The 22,747-nt window shown below is 73.2% G+C and carries 20 protein-coding genes; 9 read left to right on the forward strand and 11 right to left on the reverse strand.

The window, feature by feature from the left end; translation table 11 throughout:
• Positions 1-40 precede the first annotated feature (40 nt).
• Positions 41-988, forward strand: a complete 948-nt coding sequence (locus ACFZBD_RS05115; protein ID WP_391135478.1) for a methyltransferase domain-containing protein — start codon at positions 41-43, stop codon at positions 986-988.
• Positions 989-1,065: 77 nt separating this feature from the next.
• Here ACFZBD_RS05115 and ACFZBD_RS05120 read toward each other — a convergent pair whose 3' ends face one another.
• On the reverse strand, positions 1,066-1,500 hold the full coding sequence (locus tag ACFZBD_RS05120) for a hypothetical protein (RefSeq protein ID WP_391135479.1): 435 nt from the start codon (positions 1,498-1,500) through the stop codon (positions 1,066-1,068).
• Between the two features lie 211 nt (positions 1,501-1,711).
• Entirely contained in the window at positions 1,712-2,464 is a 753-nt protein-coding gene (locus ACFZBD_RS05125; RefSeq protein ID WP_391135482.1) for a hypothetical protein, read from the reverse strand.
• Positions 2,465-2,540: 76 nt separating this feature from the next.
• Between ACFZBD_RS05125 and ACFZBD_RS05130 the strand changes: the two genes are divergently transcribed.
• From ACFZBD_RS05130 to ACFZBD_RS05140, 3 genes are all read left to right on the forward strand, one after another.
• A complete protein-coding gene (locus tag ACFZBD_RS05130) occupies positions 2,541-3,113 on the forward strand; it encodes a helix-turn-helix domain-containing protein (RefSeq protein ID WP_391135485.1) in 573 nt (190 codons plus the stop codon).
• A gap of 72 nt (positions 3,114-3,185) precedes the next feature.
• A complete protein-coding gene (locus tag ACFZBD_RS05135) occupies positions 3,186-3,545 on the forward strand; it encodes a VOC family protein (protein WP_391135488.1) in 360 nt (119 codons plus the stop codon).
• Between the two features lie 295 nt (positions 3,546-3,840).
• Positions 3,841-4,179, forward strand: coding sequence for a DUF6204 family protein (locus ACFZBD_RS05140; protein WP_391135491.1), 339 nt, complete (start codon positions 3,841-3,843; stop codon positions 4,177-4,179).
• Here the strand turns inward: ACFZBD_RS05140 and ACFZBD_RS05145 are convergent.
• Positions 4,167-4,772 carry a GNAT family N-acetyltransferase gene (locus ACFZBD_RS05145; protein ID WP_391135495.1) on the reverse strand — a complete coding sequence of 202 codons (606 nt, stop codon included), beginning with the start codon at positions 4,770-4,772 and terminating at the stop codon, positions 4,167-4,169. The two genes, ACFZBD_RS05140 and ACFZBD_RS05145, sit on opposite strands and share 13 nt — an antisense overlap.
• 172 nt (positions 4,773-4,944) lie before the next feature.
• Complete coding sequence (locus ACFZBD_RS05150; protein WP_391135498.1) at positions 4,945-6,372, reverse strand: MFS transporter; 1,428 nt, start codon at positions 6,370-6,372, stop codon at positions 4,945-4,947.
• 168 nt (positions 6,373-6,540) lie between these two features.
• On the opposite strand from ACFZBD_RS05150, the gene ACFZBD_RS05155 reads away from it, so the two are divergent.
• The gene (locus ACFZBD_RS05155; protein ID WP_391135512.1) at positions 6,541-7,290 is read left to right on the forward strand and encodes a GntR family transcriptional regulator; all 750 of its coding nucleotides are present in this window, start codon (positions 6,541-6,543) and stop codon (positions 7,288-7,290) included.
• Between the two features lie 193 nt (positions 7,291-7,483).
• Complete coding sequence (locus tag ACFZBD_RS05160; RefSeq protein WP_391135515.1) at positions 7,484-8,575, forward strand: adenosine deaminase; 1,092 nt, start codon at positions 7,484-7,486, stop codon at positions 8,573-8,575.
• A gap of 251 nt (positions 8,576-8,826) precedes the next feature.
• Here ACFZBD_RS05160 and ACFZBD_RS05165 read toward each other — a convergent pair whose 3' ends face one another.
• The 6 genes from ACFZBD_RS05165 to ACFZBD_RS05190 all read right to left on the reverse strand — a co-directional run bounded on the left by ACFZBD_RS05165 (position 8,827) and on the right by ACFZBD_RS05190 (position 17,174).
• A complete protein-coding gene (locus tag ACFZBD_RS05165) occupies positions 8,827-9,753 on the reverse strand; it encodes an LD-carboxypeptidase (protein ID WP_391135518.1) in 927 nt (308 codons plus the stop codon).
• 98 nt (positions 9,754-9,851) lie between these two features.
• Positions 9,852-11,840 (reverse strand): prolyl oligopeptidase family serine peptidase, encoded by a 1,989-nt coding sequence (locus ACFZBD_RS05170; protein WP_391135521.1) that lies wholly within the window; start codon positions 11,838-11,840, stop codon positions 9,852-9,854.
• Positions 11,841-11,851: 11 nt separating this feature from the next.
• Entirely contained in the window at positions 11,852-13,186 is a 1,335-nt protein-coding gene (locus ACFZBD_RS05175) for a M20/M25/M40 family metallo-hydrolase (protein WP_391135524.1), read from the reverse strand.
• Positions 13,179-14,012 carry a M55 family metallopeptidase gene (locus ACFZBD_RS05180; RefSeq protein ID WP_391135527.1) on the reverse strand — a complete coding sequence of 278 codons (834 nt, stop codon included), beginning with the start codon at positions 14,010-14,012 and terminating at the stop codon, positions 13,179-13,181. The genes ACFZBD_RS05175 and ACFZBD_RS05180 overlap by 8 nt, the downstream gene beginning before the upstream one ends.
• A gap of 79 nt (positions 14,013-14,091) precedes the next feature.
• Positions 14,092-16,494: a DHA2 family efflux MFS transporter permease subunit gene (locus ACFZBD_RS05185; protein ID WP_391135530.1), complete on the reverse strand. Its 2,403-nt coding sequence runs from the start codon at positions 16,492-16,494 to the stop codon at positions 14,092-14,094.
• Between the two features lie 236 nt (positions 16,495-16,730).
• Positions 16,731-17,174: an SRPBCC family protein gene (locus ACFZBD_RS05190; protein ID WP_391135532.1), complete on the reverse strand. Its 444-nt coding sequence runs from the start codon at positions 17,172-17,174 to the stop codon at positions 16,731-16,733.
• A gap of 147 nt (positions 17,175-17,321) precedes the next feature.
• On the opposite strand from ACFZBD_RS05190, the gene ACFZBD_RS05195 reads away from it, so the two are divergent.
• Positions 17,322-18,350, forward strand: a complete 1,029-nt coding sequence (locus tag ACFZBD_RS05195) for an Rv2578c family radical SAM protein (RefSeq protein WP_391135535.1) — start codon at positions 17,322-17,324, stop codon at positions 18,348-18,350.
• A 59-nt stretch (positions 18,351-18,409) separates the two neighbouring features.
• Positions 18,410-20,005 carry an alpha/beta fold hydrolase gene (locus ACFZBD_RS05200; protein WP_391135538.1) on the forward strand — a complete coding sequence of 532 codons (1,596 nt, stop codon included), beginning with the start codon at positions 18,410-18,412 and terminating at the stop codon, positions 20,003-20,005.
• Between the two features lie 37 nt (positions 20,006-20,042).
• On the opposite strand, the gene ACFZBD_RS05205 is transcribed toward ACFZBD_RS05200, so the two are convergent.
• On the reverse strand, positions 20,043-20,627 hold the full coding sequence (locus tag ACFZBD_RS05205) for a HEAT repeat domain-containing protein (protein ID WP_391135541.1): 585 nt from the start codon (positions 20,625-20,627) through the stop codon (positions 20,043-20,045).
• Positions 20,628-20,894: 267 nt separating this feature from the next.
• On the opposite strand from ACFZBD_RS05205, the gene ACFZBD_RS05210 reads away from it, so the two are divergent.
• Positions 20,895-22,682, forward strand: coding sequence for a 3-hydroxybutyryl-CoA dehydrogenase (locus ACFZBD_RS05210; RefSeq protein WP_391135545.1), 1,788 nt, complete (start codon positions 20,895-20,897; stop codon positions 22,680-22,682).
• Positions 22,683-22,747 lie beyond the last annotated feature (65 nt).

Below are 22,747 nucleotides of genomic sequence, written 5' to 3' on the forward strand. Positions count from 1 at the left end.
TGTCACACCCCTCGGCAGACCTCTACAAAGGAGTCCGGTCATGACGCTCAGCTCCATGCCACCGTCGGAAACGCCGAGCGAGGGTTCGAGAGGGGGCGAGGCGAGGGCCCGAGCGCAGGCCCCGGCAGCAGCCGAGGGCGACAGGCGGGTGGCGCCGGGGCAAGCGCCACGGGGCGCCCCTCGGGAGACGGCCGTCTACACCCACGGCCATCACGAGTCGGTGCTGCGCTCGCACAGCTGGCGTACCGCCGCCAACTCCGCGGCTTATCTGCTGCCCGAACTGCGTCCGGGCCTGGACGTCCTGGACGTGGGGTGCGGTCCGGGCACGATCACGGCCGACCTGGCGGCGCTGGTGACCCCGGGCCGGGTGACCGCGGTGGACGCCGCCGAGGACGTCCTGGACACGGCGCGCGCGACGGCGGCCGCGCGCGGTCTGACGAACGTACGGTTCGCGGTGGCGGACGTCCACGCCCTGGAGTTTCCCGACGACTCCTTCGACGTCGTCCACGCCCACCAGGTGCTGCAACACGTGGGCGACCCGGTGCGGGCCCTGCGCGAGATGCGGCGGGTGTGCCGGCCGGGCGGGGTGGTGGCGGCGCGCGACAGCGACTACGGCGCCTTCGCGTGGTACCCGGAACCGCCCGCCCTGGCACAGTGGCTGGAGCTGTACCACCGGGTCGCCCGGGGCAACGGCGGCGAACCGGACGCCGGGCGGCGGCTGTTCTCCTGGGCCCGGAGGGCCGGCTTCACCGACATCACCACGACCGGTGCCACGTGGTGCTTCGCGACGCCGGAGGAGCGTGCCTGGTGGAGCGGGCTGTGGGCGGACCGTACGACCGAGTCCGTCTACGCGCGACTCGCGGTGGACGGCGGCCACATCACGCCCGCCGGTCTCACCGCGATCGCGGAGGCGTGGCGGGAGTGGGGGCGCCGGGAGGACGCGTGGTTCCTGGTGCCGCACGGCGAGATCCTGTGCCGGGTCCCCTGACCGGCTCCACTGCCCTCGGCACGGAGGGGTGCCTGACCCGCCCACCGCCCTCGAGACGGAGGGTGACGGAGGGCCGATCAGCAGAGCGGGACGCCGGGGACGGGCTGCCACGCGTCGCCCTGGACCACGGCGGTGGCGGGGAACGAGCCCCAGCCGGAGGCGCCGGGACGCGTGACGACATCGGCCAGGGTCGTGAGCCACCAGTTGTTCTGGGCGCCTTGGATCACCGGATTGTCCCGGCCCTTGCTCTGGCACACGAACCAGTTGCGGCCCGCGTACAGGATGCCGACCTCACGCGAGTCGCCCTCGAAGGGGGTGTCGCCCTGGTGCACGCTGGCGGTGACATAGGTGTCGCAGTAGACCGTCGGCTTTCCCCACGGCGTCGTCGGTCCCGCCCCGGAGCACGAGCCGCCGGCGGCGCCGGCCGGCGGCGCGAGGGCGAGCGTGCCGGCGACCACGGCGCCGGTGGCCAGCAAGGCCAGGCCGAATCTGCTGTGCGTAGCGGTGGGCACGGTGGCTCCTCTCGGCACGGGGCGCCGTCCGGCCCCCTCGGGATGCGACTGTGCCACCGCGACGGAAGGTCGTGACTCCGCAACGTTGCGGATTGCCACCACCGCCGGCGACGCCCAACGCCCGCTGGCCGATCCGCCCGCCCGCCCCGCCGTAACGGTCCGGTTCAGGTCGAGGTCACCAAGGCCGTCGGCAGCGCGGCGGCCGCCTCGATCACGCGCCCGAACCGGTCTCCCCATAGGGCCGGATGGCTACCGTCACATCCATGTCGAAGGCGTTCGCCCCCGCCGCGGACGGCAGGCCCAGGGCCCGGTCGAGCACGCGGCGGAGGGGGCCGCAGCCACTCGTGCCCGGGGCGGCGAACTCCGCGTCCTGGGCACCGAACGCGGCGACCAGGGGGTCCTTGGATATCACCCGGGTCGGATCGGTGTCCTTGAGCACGAGGTGGACCGCGTTCTCCGCGCTGCCCACCGAACAGCGAGACGACAGCGGGGCCGGCAGCCCGTGCGCGACGCCTATGGCGAACGTGATGTCGAACTCGCCGCGCCGGGTGTCGTCGGACAGGAAGTCCGAGTATCCGCCGTACCGCGGAGTCAGGGTCAGCGGGGTGCCTCCCACCCGGATCGGCGCGGCTGTCATCTTCCCGAAGACCTGGCGAAATTCACCGCCCACACGGCCCTCCGCGAAGGTGATCTTCATGGGTTCGGTGAGCGGTTCGTCGATGGCGCCCATGCGCAGACGGCCCGTGGCGTGCATGACCTCGCAGCGCCAGGTCCCGGGGTCCGCGCCCGCGGGCAGCTCGTCGACGGTCGGACACGCGGAGAAGTCGAACTCGGGCAGCTCCGCGACCCCTTCAGCTCCCTGCGCGGGTGCGGCACCCAGGGCGAGTCCGGCAAGCAGCGCCGCCGCAGCGGCACTTGCGAAGCGGCGGAGTGTGCGGTTCAGGATCTCTCGGTTCAGCGTCATACACAGAGCATTGCAGAGATTTCTCTGCAGAGGAAGCTCTGCAGAGAAATTGCTGCCATCCGGTTAGACTGCCGCCATGACGGAAGAGCGGACAGCGGACGCCGCGGCGCACCGCACGGTCGACACCCCCGAGGTACTCAAAGCCCTGTCGCACCCCCTGCGCCTGCGCATCCTGCGCCACCTCAACGCGGCGGGCCCGGCCACTTCGACCACGCTCGCCGCCGCCCTCGGGGAGAACACCGGGACGCTCAGCTACCACCTGCGCATGCTGGAGCGCAGTGGCCTCATCGAGGACATCCCCGAGCGCTCCGGAGGGCGTGAGCGCTGGTGGCGCGGGGTGCGGGGCCTCGACATCCGCAGACCGCCGCAGGGTGAGCTGACGGTGGCCGAGCGCGCCATGTCGGCCGAGCTGGACCGCATGCGGATGGAGGAGGACGTCGAGCTTGCCCGGCAGTTCACCGCCGGGCAGGCCGAGTCCGAGGGCTGGATGCGGGGTTCACGCAGTCTCATCCACCTCACGCGGGGTGAGCTGGACTCGTTCCACGACGACTATCTGGCCCTGCTCGCGCGCTATGCCCGCGACCCCGAGGACGCCCCCGACGACGCACGCCCCGTCCTCCTGCGCTGGTTCGGCCTGCCCGCCGACTGAACGGCAGCCGGCCGCGTGCTTGATCAGTGAGATCGCGGCACACGTCGCCGGTCGCCAACTAGGCTCTCCACCATGGAGATCCTGGGATCCACGTTGCGTGTCTGCGTCGACGACCTCGACCCGGCGGTGGACTTCTACGAGCGGCTCACCGGAAGCCCGGCCCTGCGCTTCGAGCGGGGCGGGGTTTCGGTGGCGGCGGTCGGCTGCTTCCTGCTGATGAGCGGCCCGGAGTCGGAGCTGGAGGTGCTGCGGAAGGTGGCGGCGACCCTTTCCGTCGAGGATGTGGACGCCGCCTTCACCGCGCTGACGGCGGCCGGCGCGAAGATCGTCGCCGGGCCGGTGCCCACGCCCGTCGGCCGCAATCTCGTCGCCATCCACCCGGACGGCTCGGTCTTCGAATACGTCGACCGGCGCCCGGCCGCCGACGCGTAGCCGGCGGGCCGGCGAGCGCGGAGACGACCAGGTCGGCGAGGAGCGCCCCGGCGAAGCCGGCGGGGTCGAGATCAGGGCCGAGATCGGTTCGTAGAAGATCGTGACGCCGAGTCCGACGCACCGCTCGGAGCGGACCAACGTACCGAGCGGCGAGTCCAGTTCGGCGGGCAGCAGCCCGTACGGAGGTGGCGAACCGAGGTCGGACGGGGCGTCGAGGGCCCCGAAATATTCCGTATGCGTCTCGGCCTCTCCGCCGTACTCTGCTTCTCCGACGACGACGTACCTACGGAGCGACATGAGCAGCCGGCCCCAGCACACCTACCGCGTGATCGTGCGCGGCACGTTCGACGGCCTGTCGGAGGAGAGCCGGGCCCGGCTCCTCGCCGAGGTCGACGAGCACGGTCTGACGGGGATGCGCTTCACGCCCGAGGGCTCGCTCGCCTATGACAGGACGCTGAAGCACTTTTCGTACCGGCTGATCGTCGTCTCCGACGCGGAGGACGGCGAGGAGATGGCGGCGGTGATCGCCGAGGACCGGGTGGAGACCGCGCTCAGGGAATCCGGCCACGGCCACGGGGAGCTGAAGTCGTCCGTGACGGACATGGACACGATGAAGATCAACTACAAGCGGTGAGCGGCCGGCCCTGAGGAGCCGGCAGGGGGTGCGGGGCGATCGGCGGGGCCGGTCCGCGGTGCGGTGATCGCCCAGCGTTCGTGGTCGCGCCAGTCGCCGTCGATGAAGAGCATCGCGGGCGAGAAGCCCTCGAGACGGAACCCGGCGCGGCGGACCAAGGCGCGCGAGGGGGCGTTGCCCGGCTGGATGTTGGCCTCCAGCCGGTGCAGCCCCAGCGGCCCGAAGGCGTACGGGAGCAGGAGCCCGAGCGCCTCGGACATCACCCCGCGGCCCGCGGCGTGCGCGAAGGCGCCGTAGCCGAGGGTCCCGCTGAGGAACGCTCCGCGGACGATGTTGTTGATGTTGACGAAGCCGGCGAGGCGACCGCCCTCCGCCCGCTCGCAGACGAGGAAGCCCTCCCGAGCGGAATCCGCCAGGATCGCCCGCGCGTAGGTCGCGTACGCCTCCGGGCTGTCCGGCGGGAAGAGCCAGGGGCGGTGCAGCGCGCGGCCGGCGCGGACATGGGCGGTGAACTCGGCCGCGTCGTCGAGCGCGTAGGCCCGCAGGCCGACGCGCGGGCCCGCCGCGAGGTACCGGCCGGGGTCGTCGCTCATCCGATCATGCTATCGCCGCACCCGGAGCGGGGCACTCGGCGGACGGGACGGCGGATGCGGACGGCGTTCGGCGGCACCGGCCCGCCCGACGGGGCCCCGCCGGGGTCGCGGCGGGCGCTCGGCCGCCCCGCCCGGCCCCACCGCGGGGTACGAGCGGGGTCGCCGCGCCCGGTCAGTGGTGGGCGAGGACCAGCTGGGGCTCGTCCTCGGACGCGTCCGCCGGGTCCGGCCGCTGGATGAGCAGGGCCGTGACGACCCCCAGGCCGAGCAGCGCGAGCGCCGCGTACATCGCGTGCTGGTAGCCCGCCTCGGTGACGCCTCCGGCGTCGCTGCCCGCTGTGATCATGGCGGAGGCGAGAGCGATGCCGAGCGAGGCCCCGATGCCGAAGCAGGCGCCGTTGAGGCCGGAGAGCGAGCCCGGCTTGTCCTTGGGGGCGGTGGTGACGGCGAGGCCGTTGAGGCCGGTGAGCATGAACCCGCCGTAGGTGACGCCCAGCGCGGCCAGCGAGGCGACCAGGATCCACTCGTTGTGCAGGAAGAAGGTGGCGAAGAGGAAGATCACGAAGTTGGCGATCGCGCCGGTGACGACGATGGTGCGCCAGCCGATCTTCGGGCCGAGGCGGCCGGTCAGCGGGGCGGAGATGACCCCGATGAGCTGGATCGGCGTCAGGAAGAGGACGGCGGCGGTGACGGCGGAGAGGCCGAGGCCGACGCGGACGTCCTGCGAGAACAGCGGGATGGTGAGCGCGATGGCCCCGAACGCGCCGCCGAGGGTGCAGATCGTGGTGAGGAGCAGCGGCCAGGCGCGGCGCGAGGCCAGGACCTCGATGTCGATGACGGGGTCGGCCGCGCTCTTCTGCGAGACGACGAAGAAGGCGAGCGAGGCGAGGCCGCCCAGCAGGAAGCCGAGGGTGAGCGGGGAGGTCCAGCCCCAAGCGGCGCCCTGGGCGAGGCCGACGAGGATGCCGGTGAGACCGAGCGCGAGGGCGGCGATGCCCCGCGAGTCGAAACGGCCCTCGGGGGAGGTGGCAGGGACGTCGGGGACGTACTTCCGTACGCCGAGCAGACCCGCCACGGCGATCAGGGTGGAGCAGACGAAGATGCCGCGGAAGCCGATGGTGTCGGCGATCTGGCCGCCGGCGATGGCGTCGACGCCCGCGAGGCCGCCGTTGACGGCGGTGATGACGCCCGCCGCCTTGCCGAAGCCCGCGGGACTGAGCAGCTGGTTGAGCGTGAGGAAGGCGAGGGTGAACATCGCGGCCGAGATGCCCTGCAGGATGCGGCCCGCGATGAAGACCTCGATGTTCGGCGCGAAGACGCAGAGCAGGTTGCCGACGATCAGCACCACGGCGCATACGATCATCATCGGCTTGCGGCCGCGCTTGTCGCTGAGGCGGGCGAGGGTGACCTGGCCGATGGCCGCCATCAGGAAGAAGAGGGTCTGCGAGAGACCGGCGGCGGCCGTGGTGGTGCCGAGACGCTCGATGACATCCGGCAGTGCGGGGCTGAGCATGGTGGCATTGATCTGGTAGCCGAGGACGGCGAGGACCATCGCCACCAGCATGGGGCCGCGGCCCGTGAGGTCGGATTTGGCTGACATGTCGGCCCCTTTGCCATGGATGTCACGTCGTTGTGCACGCCACCCACCAAGCTTGTCTGACAAGTAGCGCGAAGACAGGCTGGACTCTACGCGCGTCACACGTCAAGACCCTTTGACCTGTGAATCCGAATACCGTTGACTTGCCGACAAGTGAGCCGAGGAGGGGCAGTGGCAGTCAGCGGACAGCGGCGGCGACCGGTCGTGGTGCTCTACGAACGGATCGCGGACGCCATCCACGACGGCACCTATCCCCCGGGTTCGACCCTCCCCTCCGAGCCCAAGCTCGCGGGCGAACTGGGGGTGAGCCGGCCGGCGCTGCGGGAGGCGCTGCTGCTGCTCCAGGAGGACGGCTTGCTCTCGGTGCGGCGCGGGGTCGGCCGGACCGTCGCCGACCACCCGCCGCGGCGCGGTTTCGAGCACATCCAGCCACTGGAGGAGCTGATCGGCACGGGCTCGCCGCTGCGGGTACGGGCCCTGCTGCGGGCGGTCGAGGAACCCACCGACTTCACCACCCAGCACCTGCTCGCCCCGGCCCGTTCGGAGCTGAGGTTCTGGGAGTCCCTGCTGGTCGGAGAGGGTACGGCGGCCGCGCTCAGCCAGGAGTGGGCGGCCGCCGACGACGTCCTGGACCGGGCGCACCCGGACTTCGCCCGCGCCCTGCGCACCGAACCGGCGCCGGGCCGCGTCTCCATGCTGGCGGTGCTCGCGGCCTCCTCCCGCGGGGTCTCGCTCGGGGCACACAGCAGCGTCACCGCGACCCTGGTCGGACAGCGACGCGGGGAGCAGCTCGGGCGCCCGGCCGACACCCCGGCGGTACTGGTCACCCAGGTGGTACGGGTCGGGGAGACCCCGGTCCTGGCGGCCAAGCACATGCTTCCGACGGGGGCGCCGGCGCTGCCCGTCCTGCAGTCGAACTGAGCCCCGGAGCGCTCGGTTCCGCGCGCCCCGGCCCCTCCGATACGGCCACGCGCGGCGTTCCGCGCCGCCCTGCCGAGCGGGGGCGGCAGGTCCGCTCGGCCGCGGCGCCGGGCCGCCCTTCCCGACCGCCTGCCCGCCCCCTGTCACCGCCGTCACAGCGGCGGGGGCCCACCGTCGCGTACACTTCCGCGCCATGCACTTGTCTGACAACCTCGCCGCCCCCGCCGCCCCCGCCGTCTCCGAGTGGATCCGGCGCGCCCCGAAGGCCGTTCTCCACGACCACCTCGACGGCGGGCTGCGCCCCGCGACGATCGTCGAGCTGGCGCGCGAGTGCGGCTACACCTCCCTGCCGACCGAGGACCCCGCCGCGCTCGCGGTCTGGTTCCGGGACGCCGCCGACTCCGGTTCGCTGGAGCGGTACCTGGAGACCTTCGCCCACACCTGCGCGGTGATGCAGACCCGCTCCGCCCTGGAGCGGATCGCGGCCGAGTGCGCCGAGGACCTGGCGGCGGACGGTGTCGTCTACGCCGAGGTCCGCTACGCCCCCGAGCAGCACCTGGAGGGCGGGCTCACCCTGGACGAGGTCGTCGAGGCGGTGAACGACGGCTTCCGTGAGGGCGAGCGCCGCGCGGGCGGCCGGATCACCGTCCGGGCCCTGCTCACCGGCATGCGGCACACCGACCGTTCGCTGGAGATCGCGCGGCTCACCGTCGCGCACCGCGAGAACGGCGTGGCCGGCTTCGACATCGCCGGTGGCGAGATCGGCAACCCGCCGGCCCGCCATCTCCCCGCCTTCCAGCATCTGAAGCGGCACAACTGCCACTTCACGATCCACGCGGGCGAGGCCGTCGGCGCCGAGTCGATCCACGAGGCCGTGCAGGTCTGCGGCAGCGAGCGGATCGGGCACGGCGTGCGGATCACGGACGACATCGCCGAGGACGGCACCCTGGGCCACCTCGCCTCCTACGTCCGCGACAACCGCATCGCCCTGGAGGTCTGCCCGACCTCCAACCTGCAGACGGGCGCGGCGAAGGACTACGCCTCGCACCCGATCGACGAGCTGCGCCGGCTCGGCTTCCGCATCACCCTCAACACCGACAACCGTCTGGTCTCCGGCACCACCATGAGCAAGGAGTTCCAGCACATGGCGGACGCCTTCGGGTACGGCCCCGAGGTCTTCGAGGAGTTCACGGTCGCCGCGCTCGACGCCGCCTTCCTGCCGCTCCCCGAGCGGCAGCGGCTGATCCACGAGGTCGTGCGCCCGGGCTACGCCGCCCTGCGCTGACCGCTCCCGCCGCCGGTCGCCCGCGCCGTCGGGTCGCAGCGGTCGGCGGCGGCCCGGCTCCGGCCGACCCCGGCGCCCCGTGACACGGGGCGCCGGAGGCCGCCAGGCAGACCGCGCGCGCCTCGGGGCCCAGGCCAGCGCGGGCATGGCCCCGGGGACGGCCGGGCCTCAGCCCGGCGCGGGCACGCGGTCCGGGAGCAGACGGCCGGGCCTCAGGCCAGCACAGGCGTGGCCCTGGGGACAGCCGGGCCTCAGGTCAGCGCGGGTACGTCGAGCGTGAGCGTGCCCGTCTCGGCGTCCAGCACCCCCGGCACCCCGAACGGAATCGTCAGCGCCGTCTCGCCGTGGCCGAAGCCCATCTCCTCCACCACCGGCACACCGAGCCCGCCGAGGCGGTCGGCCAGCACCGCGCGCACCGCTTCGTAGGGGCCGCACTCCGCCCACGACCCGAGCCCGACGGCCGCCACGCCGTCCAGCCAGCCGGAGCGCAGGAGCTGGGTGAGGACGCGGTCCAGACGGTACGGCTCCTCCCCCACGTCCTCCAGAAGCAGGAGGCCGCCCCGGGCCGAGGGCCGCGCGTGCGGGGTGGCGAGGTCGGCGGCGAGCAGGCTGACGCAGCCGCCGAGGGTGACGCCGTGGGCCCGGCCGGGGACCAGCGCCCGCGCGGTCTCCAGCCCGAGGGTCCGCACCGATTCGGGTGCGAACAGGGTGGCCCGCAGGGACTCCTGGGTGCGGAGGTCGTTGAGGAAGGTCGCCGCCGCGACCATCGGACCGTGCAGGGTGGCCAGCCCGGCGCGCACGGCGAAGGCCTCGTGCAGGGCGGTGAGGTCGCTGTAGCCGACGAAGACCTTGGGGCCCGCCGCCCGGATCGCGGTCCAGTCGAGCAGGTCCACCATCCGCTGGGTGCCGTAGCCGCCCCGCGCGCAGATCACCGCCGAGATCCCGGGATCGCACCAGGCCTCCTGGAGGTCGCGGGCGCGGGCCGCGTCCGCACCCGCGAGGTAATCCAACGCGGGGTGGGTCTCGAGGACATGGGGGGCGACGACCGGGTCCAGGCCCCAGCCGCGCAGGATGTCGAGGCCGGCCGCGAGGCGCTCCTCGGGAACGGGTCCGCTGGGCGCCACGACCGCGACCCGGGCCCCGGGCCTCAACCGCGCGGGCCGCACGAGCGCCCGCACCGAACCCCCCGCGCGCCCCGCGCCACCCACACCCGCCGAGCCACCCGGCCTCGCCGGGCCGCCCGCACCCGCCGGGCCCGCCGCCGTCCGGTCCGCCCTCACCCCCGCAGCTCCAGTCGGGGCACGTCGGGCCGTTCGATGCCGAAGGTCTGGGCGTACAGCGACAGTTCGGCCTCCAGGGCACGGACCACCGTCTCGGCGCGCCGGAAGCCGTGCCCCTCCCCCTCGAAGGCGAGGTACGCGTGCGGGATGCCCCGTCCGGCCATCGCCGCCAGGAATCTCTCGCTCTGCGCGGGCGGGCAGATCACGTCGTCGAGGCCCTGGAGCAGCAGGAACGGCGCGGAGATCCGGTCGACATGGCCCAGCGGTGAGCGTTCCTTGTAGCGGGCGGGCACCTCGGCGAGCGGCCCGATCAGCGACTCCAGATAGCGGGATTCAAAGTCGTGGGTCTCGTCGGTGGCCCAGCCGAGCAGGTCGAGGATGGGATAAATGATCGTGCCGCAGGCGTAGACGTCGTTGCCGACCAGCGAGGCGGCGGTGGTCCAGCCGCCCGCGCTGCCGCCTCGGATCGCGAGCCGCGCCGGGTCGGCGGTGCCCTCCGAGGCGAGCGCCTCGGCGACGGCGGCGCAGTCCTCGACGTCGACGACGCCCCACTGTTCCCGGAGCCGTTCGCGGTACTCCCGGCCGTAGCCCGTCGAGCCGCCGTAGTTGACCTCGGCGACGCCGATGCCCCGCGAGGTGAAGTAGGCGATCTCCAGGTCGAGGACGAGGGGGGCGTGCGCGGTCGGCCCGCCGTGCGCCCACACCACGTAGGGCGGCAGTTCGTCGCCGGGGGCGATCCGGTCGGGGCTGTGCGGAGGGTAGACGTGGGCGTGGATCTCGCGGTTGTCCGGTCCGGCGAAGGTCCGGATCTGGGGCTCGGGGTAGTACGCAGGGTCGACCGGGTCGTCGTGGGCCGAGCCGACGACCCGGGCCCGGCCCGTACAGGTGTCCAGCTCCACGATCTCGTAGGCGCTGCGGGGGCTCGCGGCGACGCCGGCGACGCGGCTGCCGTGCGCGGCGAGCGTGGGGGCCCACTCGGTCCAGGGGCCGGCCGCGTCGACCAGCTCGCCGCTCTCCGGGTCGAGTATCCCGAGGGCCGTGGCGCCCTTGCCGTGGATGACCGCGACGAGGCCGTTCGCCAGGGGGTGGAACCAGCCGAGGCCGATCTTCCAGAGCGGTCCGCCGAACTCCTCGGCGCGGGGGCACAGGGCGACCGGCTCCCCGTCCGCTCCGGCGCGGTAGAGGTTCCACCAGCCGCTGCGGTCGCTGAGGTACAGCAGCTGCCCGTCGGGGGTCCAGCCGACCTGCGGGACCGACTCGGCGGGTCCGCCCGCGACGCGCCGGGGGTCCGCGAAGACGCCGTCGGCCGTGACGTCGGCGAGCATCGCCTCCGTGCCGTCCCAGGGCATGCGGGGGTGGTCCCAGGCGATCCAGGCGGCCTGCCGACCGTCCGGGGAGAGCCGGGGGCCGGTGACGAACCGGTGGCGGCCGTCGGAGAGTTCGCGTACCGCCGCGCGGTCCTCGGCCGCCGATCCGTCCAGGGGGACGGCGGCGACGACCCGGCGCACGTCGGTGGGCGCGGGCCCGGTGAACTCCTCCAGGACGCACCACACCTCGGCCCGGTCGGGGTGGACGACCGGGTCGGCCCAGCGCAGTCCCCCGCCGGTGGCCGAGAGGGGGGTGAGCGGCCGGGGCACGGCCGCGTCGCCGGCGCCGTCCGGTTCGTACGCGTACAGCCGCTGGTCGGGGAAGTGGCTGAAGACGATCAGCGGGCCGCCGGTCTCGCGGGCCTGTCCGGCCCAGGGCTGTCCGCCGTACTCGTGGACCCGGCTGCGGACGTTCCACGGCGCGGGCAGGATCTGTTCCTCGGCGCCGTCGGGCCGGCGGCGCACCAGGGCGCGCCGGCCTCCTTCGGTGGGGCGTGGCGCCGTCCACCACAGCTCGTCGCCGACGGCGCCGAGGTATTCGGGGCGTCCGTCGTGCGAGGCCGCGAGGGCGGCGTCGATGGGTGAGGGCCAGCTGCCGTAGGGGCCGGTCGGTACCATGTCGAACTCCCCTACGCCGTCTTCAGATAGTGGTCGAGTACGCGGACGCCGAAGTGCAGCGCGTCGACGGGGACGCGCTCGTCGACGCCGTGGAACAGCGCGCCGTAGTCGAGCTCCGGGGGGAGCTTCAGTGGTGAGAAGCCGTAGCCGGTGATGCCGAGGCGGGCGAACTGCTTGGCGTCGGTGCCGCCGGACATGGAGAAGGGGAGGACGTGTCCGGCCGGGTCGAAGCGTTCCACGGCGGCCCGCAGCTTGGCGAAGGTCGGCGAGTCGACCGGCGCCTCCAGGGGGATCTCGCGGTGGTGGAACTCCCAGTCGACGTCCGGCCCCGTGAGCCGGTCCATCGTCTCGGTGAACTCCTCCTCGCCGCCCGGCAGCACCCGCCCGTCGACGTAGGCGACCGCCTGGCCGGGGATGACGTTCACCTTGTACCCGGCGTGGAGCATGGTCGGGTTGGCGCTGTTGCGGACGGTCGGCGCGACGAGCGCGGCGGCGGGGCCGAGCTTCTCCAGGAGCGCGTCGATGTCGAGGTCGTCGGCGGTGACGTCGGTCTCGATGCCGTACAGCGCGGCCAGTTCGCGCAGGGCCGCCCGGACGGTGGGGGTGAGGCGGACCGGCCAGGTGTGGGCGCCGACGCGGGCGACGGCGGCGGCGAGCCGGGTCACGGCGTTGGCGGCGTTCACCTTCGAGCCGTGGCCGGCCCTGCCCCGGGCGGTGAGCCTGACCCAGGCGGTGCCGCGTTCGCCGGCCGCGATGGGATAGAGCGTCATGCCGGGCTGCGGATGGAAGCTGAACGCCCCCGATTCGCTGATGCCTTCGGTGCAGCCGTCGAAGAGGGAGGCGTGCCGCTCGGCGAGGAAGCCGGAGCCGTCCACGGCGCTGTCCTCCTCGTCCGCGGTGTAGGCGAGGACGATGTCGCGGCGCGGACGGATGCCCTGGCGGGCCCAGGAGCGGACGACGGCGAGGACCATCGCGTCCATGTTCTTCATGTCGACGGCCCCGCGGCCCCAGACCACGCCGTCGCGGAGCTCGCCGGAGAAGGGGTGGACGGCCCAGTCGGCGGGCTCGGCGGGGACCACGTCGAGGTGGCCGTGGACGAGCAGCGCGTCGGCGGACGGGTCGGTGCCCTCGATCCTGGCCACCACGTTGGTGCGGCCGGTGGTCCGCTCCAGGAGGACGGGGTCGAGGCCGGCGCCGGCGAGGCGTTCGGCGACGTACTCGGCGGCGGGCCGCTCGCGGCAGTCGCCGCCGCCCCGGTTGGTCGTGTCGATGCGGATCAGCTCGGAGGTGAAGGCCACCACCTCGTCGAGCGCCTCGGCGTCGGGCTGCTGGGTCGGCTCAGCCATACTGCTCCTCCACCGCGGCCGAGACGATGGTCGTGACCGCCTTGAACGTGCGAATGCCTTCGTACATCGTCCCGCTGGTGTAGGCGACGCGGCGCTCGCCGCTCCGGGCCACGCCGGGCACGACCGTGGCGGCGGCCGCGAGGTGTTCGGCGTCGAACTCCAGCTCCACCGTGAACGGGCCGCCGCGCACCGGCTCGTACCGCACGGCGAGGGCGGTCGCGGCCTTCGCCGCCGCGCGGATCTCGGCGGCCGTGCGGCTCGGGGTCCGGCACACCGCGGCGTACCGCGAGACGTGGTCCTTGACCGCGACCTTGGGCGCCTCCGGGGCGTATCCCAGGGCGTCCTCGCAGGTCAGGTCGTCGCCGGTGACGAGGACCACCGGCACGCCGTACTCCTGCACCACATGGGCGTTGAGCAGGCCCTCGCTCGCCCGCTCGCCGTTCAGCCAGACACCCGTGATGGAGTTGGCGAGATAGGTGTGGGCGAGGACTCCCTCGGCGCCGGCGCCGGTGTGGTAGCCGACGAAGGCGATGCCGTCGACGTCGCCGTGCTGGACGCCCTCCACCATGGAGAGGGATTTGTGGCGGCCGGTGAGCATCTCGGCCCGCTCGTCGAGCCGTTCGAGGAGGAGGTTCCGCATCGACCAGTGCGCTTCGTTGACGAGGACCTCGTCGGCGCCGCCGTCGAAGAAGCCGAGCACCGCCGCGTTCACGTCCGAGGTGAACATGGACCGGCACCGCTCCCACTGCGGGGTGCCCGGCAGCACGTCGGCGGGCCAGGTGACACCGGTGGCGCCTTCCATGTCGGCGCTGATCAGGATCTTCATGCCTGGAAACCGTACGCGGCGACCGGCGGCGCGACCACCCCTGTGGACAAGTGTCGGCGGAGCGGTCGCGGACCCGTCGTCAGTCCTCGTGGCCGAGCTGCAGATCGCGTTCGGTGCGGCCGCCGCCCGCGAGGTGGAGGACGGTGGCGACCGGCGGATATCCGGCGGCGATGACGGTGTACTCGCCGGAGGAGAGGTCCACGAAGCGGAAGGTGCCGTCCGGGCCGGTGGTCAGGGTGTCGACGACGTTCCCCGCCGCGTCGAGGAGGGTGACGCGGGCGTCCTCGACGGCGCGCCCGCCGCCCGCGCGCACCGTGCCGCGCAGCACCGCGCCGCCCGCGAGCTCGATGTCCTGGCGGGTCTCGCGGGAGGACTGGACGCTCACCGGGAGGGCGGCGGGGCGGAAGGCGGGGGCGCTGGCGGCGAGGGTGTACTCCCCGGCGACCAGTTCCGTGATCACGTAGCCGCCCTCGCGTCCGCTGCGGGTGGAGGCGACGACCTCCCCGCGCACGTCGGTGAGGGTGACGGCCGCGTCGCGTACCGGCGAGCCGTCGGCGGTGAGGACCGTTCCGGCCAGCCGGCCCGCTCCGCCGAGGACGACGTCGAGTTCGACGGGCCGTTCGCCGACGGTGACGGAGACGGCCTGCGGCTGGTGTCCGCCGGCGGCGGCGATCAGGACGTACGCGCCGGGGCCCGGGACGCTGAGGGCGTAGCGGCCGTCCTCGCCGCTGCCGCCGCGGCCGATCTGCCGCCCCTGGACGTCGATCAGGGTCAGCGCGGCACGGGGGACGCGGCTGCCGTCGTGGTGCTGGACGGTGCCGCAGACGGGGAGCCCGGCGGTCTGGGGGGCGGGGTGGGCGGCGGCGTCCCTGGCCCGGGGGACGGCGGTGGGGGCCTCGGGGGCGGGGGTGTGGTGGGACACCAGCGGTTTCTCCTTGAGGAAGAAGGCGAGGACGAGGCCGAGCACGAGGACCGGCACGAGGTAGAGGAAGATGCGCGGCATCGCGTCCGCGTAGGCCTGGATGTAGGCGTCGCGCAGGGCGGGCGGCAGGGCGTGCACCGTCTGCGGGGTGATCGATTCGGCGGCGGGCAGCGCCGTCCCGGCCGTACGCGGGAGGGAGTCGGCGAGGGAGTCGTCGAGCCGGGAGGCGAAGAGGGTGCCGAAGACGGCGGCGCCGACGCTGCCGCCGATCTGCCGGAAGTAGTTGTGGGCGCTGGTGGCGGTGCCGAGGTCGGAGGGGCGCACGGAGTTCTGCACGGCCAGGATGAGGACCGGCATGACCAGGCCGATGCCGATGCCGAGGACCGCCTGCCAGACGCTGTGGTGCAGGCGTGGGGTGTCGGTCTCCATCCGGGAGAGCAGCCACATGCCGACGGCGGAGACGGCGCCGCCGAGGACCGGGTAGATCCGGTAGTGGCCGGTGCGGCTGATGAGCTGGCCGGAGACGATGGAGGCGATGACGATGCCGCCCATCAGCGGCAGCATGAGGAGGCCGGACTCGGTGGCGGTGGCGCCCTCGACCATCTGCAGGAAGGTCGGCAGATAGCTGGCGGCGCCGAAGAGGGCGATGCCGACGACGGCGCCGACGAGGCTTGTGAGGGTGAAGACGGAGTCGCGGAACAGCCGCAGCGGGATGAGGGGTTCGGAGGCGCGGTGTTCGACGGCCAGGAAGAGCAGGGTCGTCGCGGCGGCGCCGCAGCCGAGACCGACGATGACCCGGGAGCCCCACGCGTATTCGGTCCCGCCCCAGCTGGTGAGCAGCACCAGGCAGGTGGAGGCGGCGGCGAGCAGCAGCGTGCCGAGGACGTCGAGCTTCCCGCGGGCCCGCGGCTTGGGCAGTTTGAGGACGACGGCGACGACGGCGAGGGTGACGAGGCCGAAGGGGACGTTGAAGTAGAAGCACCAGCGCCAGGAGACGTGGTCGGTGAAGAAGCCGCCGAGCAGGGGCCCGGCGACGGAGGCGAGGCCGAAGGCGGCGCCGACGAGTCCCATGTAGCGGCCGCGGTCCCGGGCCGGGACGATGTCGGCGATGATCGCCTGGACGCCGATCATGAGTCCGCCCGCGCCGATGCCCTGGACGGCCCGGAAGGCGATGAGCTCGTCCATGGTCCGTGACCAGCCGGCGAGGGCCGAGCCGATGACGAAGACGACGATCGCGAAGAGGAAGACGCCCTTGCGGCCGAAGAGGTCGCCGAGCTTGCCGTAGACGGGCAGGCCGATGGTGGCGGTCAGGAGATAGGCGGTGATCGCCCAGGACATCCGGTCCAGGCCCTGGAGTTCGCCGACGATCTTCGGCAGGGCGGTGGCGACGATCATCTGCTCCAGCGCGGCGAGCAGCAGCGCGAGCATGAGTCCGCAGAAGACGAGCCGGACCCGGCGGGGGTCGAGGGCCGCGTCGGGGCCGGGGGGCGGTCGGTGGCCGGAGGGAGGGTCGCCCGCGACGAGCGGCACGTCGTCCTTCGCCAGTGTGATCGCACCCACGTGCTGCTCCCCTCGTCACGGCGTCAGCGCCGCGCCATTCTTCGCATTGCGCGCGAAGGGGGAGCAAGTCGGGCGGTACGGAGTCGCCGTGGCGGCACGGGGCGCGAACGGCCCTGCGCCGGGTGGCACTTGGGGCGCTCATCAGCGCGTTTACGCATGCGCCCGCGCCCCCTGGGCGCGCGGGGCGCTCGTACGGGGGCGCGGGGAGACCACTCGAATCGGTGACCGCCGGAGCGTTACTTCTCCACGGCGGCGGCCAGGTTGGCCAGAACGGCGTCGTGGATACGGGCCAGCCCCTTGGGGGCGAAGGTCTTCTCGAAGAAGCCGCCGATGCCGCCCGCGCCATTCCAGACGGTGGTGACGACCGTCTTGGAGCTGCCCTCGCCGGCCGGGGTGACGGTCCAGGTGGTGACCATGGAGGAGTTGCGGTCCTTCTCGACGAGCTGACCGTCGGTGGGCTCGGTGACCTCCAGGAGGCAGTCCCGGATCCGCTTGCTGGTCGCCTGGAGCTTCCAGTGGACGAGGGTGCCCTCGCCGTCGCCGCCCTCCCGGACCTCGTACTCACTGAAGTGCTCGGGCAGCACCTTCGCGCGCGTGCCGTTGTAGTCGGCCAGAGCGTCGAACACCGTCTCCGCGTCCGCCGCGATGATCCGCTCCGTGGTGGCCTCGACCTGCGCCATTGCACTTCCTCCAGCACTCGGTTCCTCAGGGTGGGGCACCAGCCAACCACCTGGGCCCGGGGCTCCCAAATCCGGGTTGCGGCGATCAAGGGAACATATGTTCTATTGTGGCCGGAGGGCTGGACATCGGCGAACGAGGAGGCGGCCATGCGCTGGGACAATCTGGGCGACGACCCCGCCACCGCGGCCGAGGCGGCGCTCTTCGGCGCGGACGCGGTCACCACCCGTACGTTCGACACCCCCGAGTTCCGCGGGATCACCTTCCACGAGGTGCGGGCCCGCTCGATCCTGAACCGGGTGCCGGGCGCCTCCCGGATGCCCTTCGAATGGACGGTGAACCCGTACCGCGGCTGCACGCACGCGTGCGTCTACTGCTTCGCCCGCAAGACCCACTCCTATCTGGACCTCGACACCGGCCTCGGCTTCGACTCCCAGATCGTGGTGAAGACCAACGCCCCCGAGCTGCTGCGCCGCCAGCTCTCCTCCCGGCGCTGGCAGGGCGCGCACATCGCGATGGGCACCAACGTCGACTGCTACCAGCGCGCCGAGGGCCGCTACCGCCTGATGCCCGGCATCCTCGCGGCGCTGCGCGACCACGCCAACCCCTTCTCGATCCTGACCAAGGGCACCCTGATCCTGCGCGACCTCGACCTCCTGACGCAGGCCGCCGAGGTGACCGACGTCGGCATCTCCGTCTCGGTCGGCTTCACCGACGAGGAGCTGTGGCGCACGGTCGAACCCGGCACGCCCTCGCCCCTGCGGCGGCTGGAGGTCGTGCGGACGCTCGGCGAGCACGGCATCGGCTGCGGGGTCCTGATGGCGCCGGTGATCCCGTTCCTCGGGGACCGCCCGGAGCAGCTCCGCGAGACGGTCCGCGCCCTCGCCGACGCCGGCGCCACCTCCGTGACCCCGCTCGTCCTGCATCTGCGGCCCGGAGCGCGCGAGTGGTTCTTCGCGTGGCTGCGGCAGCACCACCCGGGCCTGGTGGGGCGGTACGAGCGGATGTACGCGGACGGGGCCTACGCGCCGACCTGGTACCAGCGCCGGATCACCCGTCAGGTCCACGAGCTGGCCGACGAGTTCGGGATCGGCCCGGCCCGCCGGGGCGCCGCGCGGCGGATCTCCGTACCCGAAGAGCCGGCGCTCGCGGAGCCGACACAGCTCACGCTCCTCTGATCGGGTGAGCTCTCGGCGGAACAGGCCCTTCCGCACCGGGTTCCGGGCACGGACGCCCTATGAACTCACGCGCAGGGATGCTGATCGCCACTGGGGCACTGGTCGCCGGGACGGTCACCGTCCTGCCCGCGTCCGCCGAGCCCCGGCCCGAACCGACCGCCCGCCCCCTGGCGCCCGTCGTCTGGACCGGCTGCGCCACCGCCGCCTACCCCCGGCTCCAGTGCTCCACGCTGAAGGTGCCGCTGGACCACGACGCCCCCGGGGGCCGGACGATCACGCTCGCGCTGACCCGGGTCCCGCACACCGCGAAGCAGTCGCAGGGGCCGCTGGTCGTCAATCCGGGCGGGCCCGGGGGCAGCGGGCGGGCCCTGGCCGGGTACGTCGCCGCCGCGCTGCCCGCGAAGGTGGCGGCGGAGTACGACGTGATCGGCTTCGACCCGCGCGGGGTGGGCAGGAGCGAGCCCGCCCTGGACTGCCGGCCGGGCCACTTCGCTCCCGTGCGGCACGACTCCGTGCCGGGCGGAGCCGAGGGTGAGGCGGCGGGCGTCGAGCGGGCGCGGTCCTTCGCGGCGGCCTGCGGGAAGAAGTACGGCGACGTGCTGCCGTACATCGACACCGTCAGCACGGCCCGCGACCTGGACGTCCTGCGGGCCGCCCTCGGCGCGGAGCGGCTCAACTACCTCGGCTACTCCTACGGGACGTACCTCGGGGCGGTCTACGCCCGGCTCCATCCGGAGCGGGTGCGGCGCTTCGTCCTGGACTCCGTGGTCAACCCGCAGGGCGTCTGGTACGAGGACAACCTCGCGCAGGACTACGCCTTCGACAGCCGGCACAAGGACTTCATGGCCTGGGTGGCCCGGCGGGACACGACGTACGGGCTGGGCACGGACCCGGCGGCGGTGGAGGCCGCCTGGTACCGGATGCGCGACGAGCTGCGGACGGCCCCCGCGGGCGGGAAGGTCGGCCCGGGCGAGCTGGAGGACACCTTCCTGCCCGGCGGGTACTACAACGGCTACTGGCCGAGGCTGGCCGAGGCGTTCTCCGCGTACGTCACCAGGAAGGACGCGGCCCCGCTGGCCCGGACGTACACGAGCATCGCGGCGGCAGACGCCGCGGACGACAACGGCTACTCGGTCTACACGAGCGTGCAGTGCCGGGACGCGGCGTGGCCGCGCGACTGGAGCGTCTGGCGCAAGGACAACTGGGACGTGCACGCGAAGGCGCCCTTCTCCACCTGGAACAACGCCTGGTACAACGCGCCCTGCGCGTTCTGGCCGGTGGAGTCGCTCACGCCGCCGGACGTCACGAACGAGGCGGTGCCGCCGGTGCTCGTCCTCCAGGCGTCGGACGACGCGGCCACCCCCTACGAAGGGGCCGTGGCGCTGCACCGGATGGTCCGCGGCTCCAGCCTGGTGGTCGAGGAGGGCGGCGGCAACCACGGCGTGTCGCTGGCCGGGAACGACTGCGTGGACGGCCACCTGGAGGCGTACCTCGCCACCGGGCGCGTGCCACGCGGCGCCGAGGGCGCGGAGGCGGACGCGGTCTGCGCGACGCTGCCGGAGCCCGAGCCCGCGAAGGCCCCCCGGGGCCGCGGCTCCGCCGGGGACCGGGCGGCCGGGGCGACCCTGCACGGCCTCCTCGGCCACGCGGGCTGAGGCCGCCCGCCCGCCGGAACCGGTTCGCCCGCTCTCGCTAGCCGTCGAGTCGGGTGAGCGCGGAGCGGGCCGCCGGGGCCAGCCGGGGGTGGGGCAGGGCCGCCGTGAGGGCGGGGCGGGCGCGGTCGTCGCCGAGCGCGCCCAGGCCCTCGACGCAGGCGAGCCCGATGCGCCAGTGCGGATCGCCGGCGGCCAGCCGTCGTTCGAGGACGGTGATCAGGGCCGGTACGGATTCGGGGGCGCGTAGATCGGTGAGCAGACGGACCGGCAGCAGGGCGTAGGCGGCACGCAGTTCGTTGGTGGCGAGGGCGGCGGCGGCCCGCGCCGTACGCGGGTCGCCGAGCCGGGTCAGCGCGTACGCGGCGGAGACACAGCGTTCCGGGTCGCGGTGGTTGAGCAGGAGGACGAGCGCTTCGAAGGCGCGCGGGTCGCCGGCGAGGCCGAGCCGGAAGGCGGCGATCTCGCGGGCCCACAGGGGCTGCCCCGGCGCGGTGAGGACGTCCGCGAAGAGGCTTTCGTCTTCGGCGGAGACGAGTTTTTCGAATGCGGCGGAGTCGCCGTGGATCTCGTTCCGCAATCGATCGATCATCGAGCAGAATTCGGGATCACGGGCGATATCCATGGCGTTCAGCGTATCCGCGATCCAGATCACATTTTCCGAACTTCCCGGGACTGGCGCGCTCGTTACCCGCCGGTTAACCTCAGGTGAGCGGGTCACCCCCGCTTCGCTCGCAACGGCCTGGTGACGCAGCCGTGGTGAGTACGAGTTTGTCGGTTCGGCAGTTTTCGACGTGGCTCCGGGACAGAGCCCGTCGCCTTTTCCCGCGCGTTCTGTGCGCGCCCGCATTGCCGCCCTCAGTCGTCACTCTTCTCTCCCTGGAGTCCCCTGATGGACACCCCTCTCTCCACCATCGCCGTCGTCGGTCTCGGCACCATGGGTACGGGCATCGCCGACGTCCTCGCCCGGGCCGGCCGTGAGGTCATCGGCATCGACATCAGCGACGTCGCCGCCGCGCGGGCCGTCGCCGCCCTGGAGTCCTCCACCGCCCGCGCGGTGGCCCGTGAGCGGATCACCGAGGAGGAGCGCCGTGACGTCCTCGCCCGGTTCCGTACCTTCTCCGACCTCCAGGCGGCGGCCGACGCCGATCTCGTGATCGAGGTCGTGCCCGAGTCGTACGAGGCCAAGCAGGAGGTCTTCCGGGCGCTGGACTCCATCGTCCGGCCCGACGCGATCATCGCCACCGGCACCAACGCGCTCTCCGTGACGCGTCTCGCCGCCGACTCCGCCCACCCCGAGCGGGTGCTCGGGCTGCACTTCTTCACCCCGGTCCAGGCGATGAAGCTGGTGGAGGTCGTCTCCTCGGTCCTCACCGCCCCGCCGGCCGTCCAGGCCGTCACCGACCTCGCCCTCGCCCTCGGCAAGGAGCCCGTCGCGGTCGGCGACCGCCCCGGCTTCGTCGCCGACGGCCTGCTCTTCGGCTACCTCAACCAGGCCGCGGCGATGTACGAGGCCAAGTACGCCTCCCGCGAGGACATCGACGCCGCCATGCGGCTGGGCTGCGGCCTGCCGATGGGTCCGCTGGCGCTGCTCGACCTGATCGGCATCGACACCGCCCGTACCGTCCTGGAGGCGATGTACAGCGAGTCGCGCGACCGGCTGCACGCCCCGGCGCCGATCCTCCGCCAGCTCAGCGAGGCGGGGCTGACCGGCCGCAAGTCGGGCCGCGGGTTCTACACGTACGACGCGCCCGGCTCGGCCACCGTGGTCCGTGACGCGCTGACGCCGCTGGAGGACGGGGGCACGGCCGGCCGGACGACCCGCCCGGTCCGCTCCGTCGGCGTCGCCGGCTCCGGGACGATGGCCTCGGGCATCGCCGAGGTCTTCGCCAAGGCCGGTTACGACGTGGTCCTGGCCGCCCGCTCGCAGGAGAAGGCGGACGCGGCCAAGGCCCGGATCACCAAGTCCCTCACCCGTTCGGTCGACAAGGGCCGGATGAGCGGCGAGGCCCGGGACGAGACGCTGGCCCGGATCACCCCGGCCGGCTCGCTCGACGCCTTCGCCGAGGTCGATCTGGCGGTCGAGGCGGTCGCCGAGGACCTGGAGATCAAGCAGCAGCTCTTCGCCACGCTGGACAAGATCTGCAAGCCGGGCGCGGTGCTCGCCACCACGACCTCCTCGCTGCCCGTCGTCGCGTGCGCCCGCGCCACCTCGCGGCCGCAGGACGTCATCGGAATGCACTTCTTCAACCCGGCCCCGGCGATGAAGCTGGTCGAGATCGTCCGGACGGTGCTGACCGCCGACGACGTCCACGCCACGGTCCGCGAGGTCACGGCGAAGATCCGCAAGCATCCGGTGGACTGCGGCGACCGGGCCGGCTTCATCGTGAACGCGCTGCTCTTCCCGTACCTGAACAACGCGATCAAGATGGTCCAGGAGCACTACGCCACCCTGGACGACATCGACGCCGCCATGAAGCTGGGCGGCGGCTACCCGATGGGACCGTTCGAGCTGCTGGACGTCGTCGGACTCGACGTCTCGCTCGCGATCGAGCGGGTGCTGCACCGCGAGTTCCGCGACCCGGGCCTGGCCCCGGCACCGCTCCTGGAGCACCTGGTGGCCGCCGGCTGCCTCGGCCGCAAGACGGGGCGCGGCTTCCGCGAATATGCCCGACGCTGATCCGTACGCGGGCTGGGGAGGGTTGCTGAGCCCCTCGGGCTCCCCCGGCGACCCTCCCCCACCTG

This window comes from Streptomyces sp. NPDC008121 (assembly GCF_042957155.1).
Classification (GTDB): Bacteria; Actinomycetota; Actinomycetes; order Streptomycetales; family Streptomycetaceae; genus Streptomyces.

Bases quoted from the DNA above. Each gene is read 5' to 3' on its own strand.
- ACFZBD_RS05115 (WP_391135478.1), top strand. From the start codon at position 41: ATGACGCTCAGCTCCATGCCACCGTCGGAAACGCCGAGCGAGGGTTCG.
- ACFZBD_RS05125 (WP_391135482.1), bottom strand. From the start codon at position 2,464: ATGACGCTGAACCGAGAGATCCTGAACCGCACACTCCGCCGCTTCGCA.
- ACFZBD_RS05130 (WP_391135485.1), top strand. From the start codon at position 2,541: ATGACGGAAGAGCGGACAGCGGACGCCGCGGCGCACCGCACGGTCGAC.
- ACFZBD_RS05135 (WP_391135488.1), top strand. From the start codon at position 3,186: ATGGAGATCCTGGGATCCACGTTGCGTGTCTGCGTCGACGACCTCGAC.
- ACFZBD_RS05140 (WP_391135491.1), top strand. From the start codon at position 3,841: ATGAGCAGCCGGCCCCAGCACACCTACCGCGTGATCGTGCGCGGCACG.
- ACFZBD_RS05145 (WP_391135495.1), bottom strand. From the start codon at position 4,772: ATGAGCGACGACCCCGGCCGGTACCTCGCGGCGGGCCCGCGCGTCGGC.
- ACFZBD_RS05150 (WP_391135498.1), bottom strand. From the start codon at position 6,372: ATGTCAGCCAAATCCGACCTCACGGGCCGCGGCCCCATGCTGGTGGCG.
- ACFZBD_RS05160 (WP_391135515.1), top strand. From the start codon at position 7,484: ATGCACTTGTCTGACAACCTCGCCGCCCCCGCCGCCCCCGCCGTCTCC.
- ACFZBD_RS05170 (WP_391135521.1), bottom strand. From the start codon at position 11,840: ATGGTACCGACCGGCCCCTACGGCAGCTGGCCCTCACCCATCGACGCC.
- ACFZBD_RS05175 (WP_391135524.1), bottom strand. From the start codon at position 13,186: ATGGCTGAGCCGACCCAGCAGCCCGACGCCGAGGCGCTCGACGAGGTG.
- ACFZBD_RS05180 (WP_391135527.1), bottom strand. From the start codon at position 14,012: ATGAAGATCCTGATCAGCGCCGACATGGAAGGCGCCACCGGTGTCACC.
- ACFZBD_RS05190 (WP_391135532.1), bottom strand. From the start codon at position 17,174: ATGGCGCAGGTCGAGGCCACCACGGAGCGGATCATCGCGGCGGACGCG.
- ACFZBD_RS05195 (WP_391135535.1), top strand. From the start codon at position 17,322: ATGCGCTGGGACAATCTGGGCGACGACCCCGCCACCGCGGCCGAGGCG.
- ACFZBD_RS05200 (WP_391135538.1), top strand. From the start codon at position 18,410: ATGAACTCACGCGCAGGGATGCTGATCGCCACTGGGGCACTGGTCGCC.
- ACFZBD_RS05205 (WP_391135541.1), bottom strand. From the start codon at position 20,627: ATGGATATCGCCCGTGATCCCGAATTCTGCTCGATGATCGATCGATTG.
- ACFZBD_RS05210 (WP_391135545.1), top strand. From the start codon at position 20,895: ATGGACACCCCTCTCTCCACCATCGCCGTCGTCGGTCTCGGCACCATG.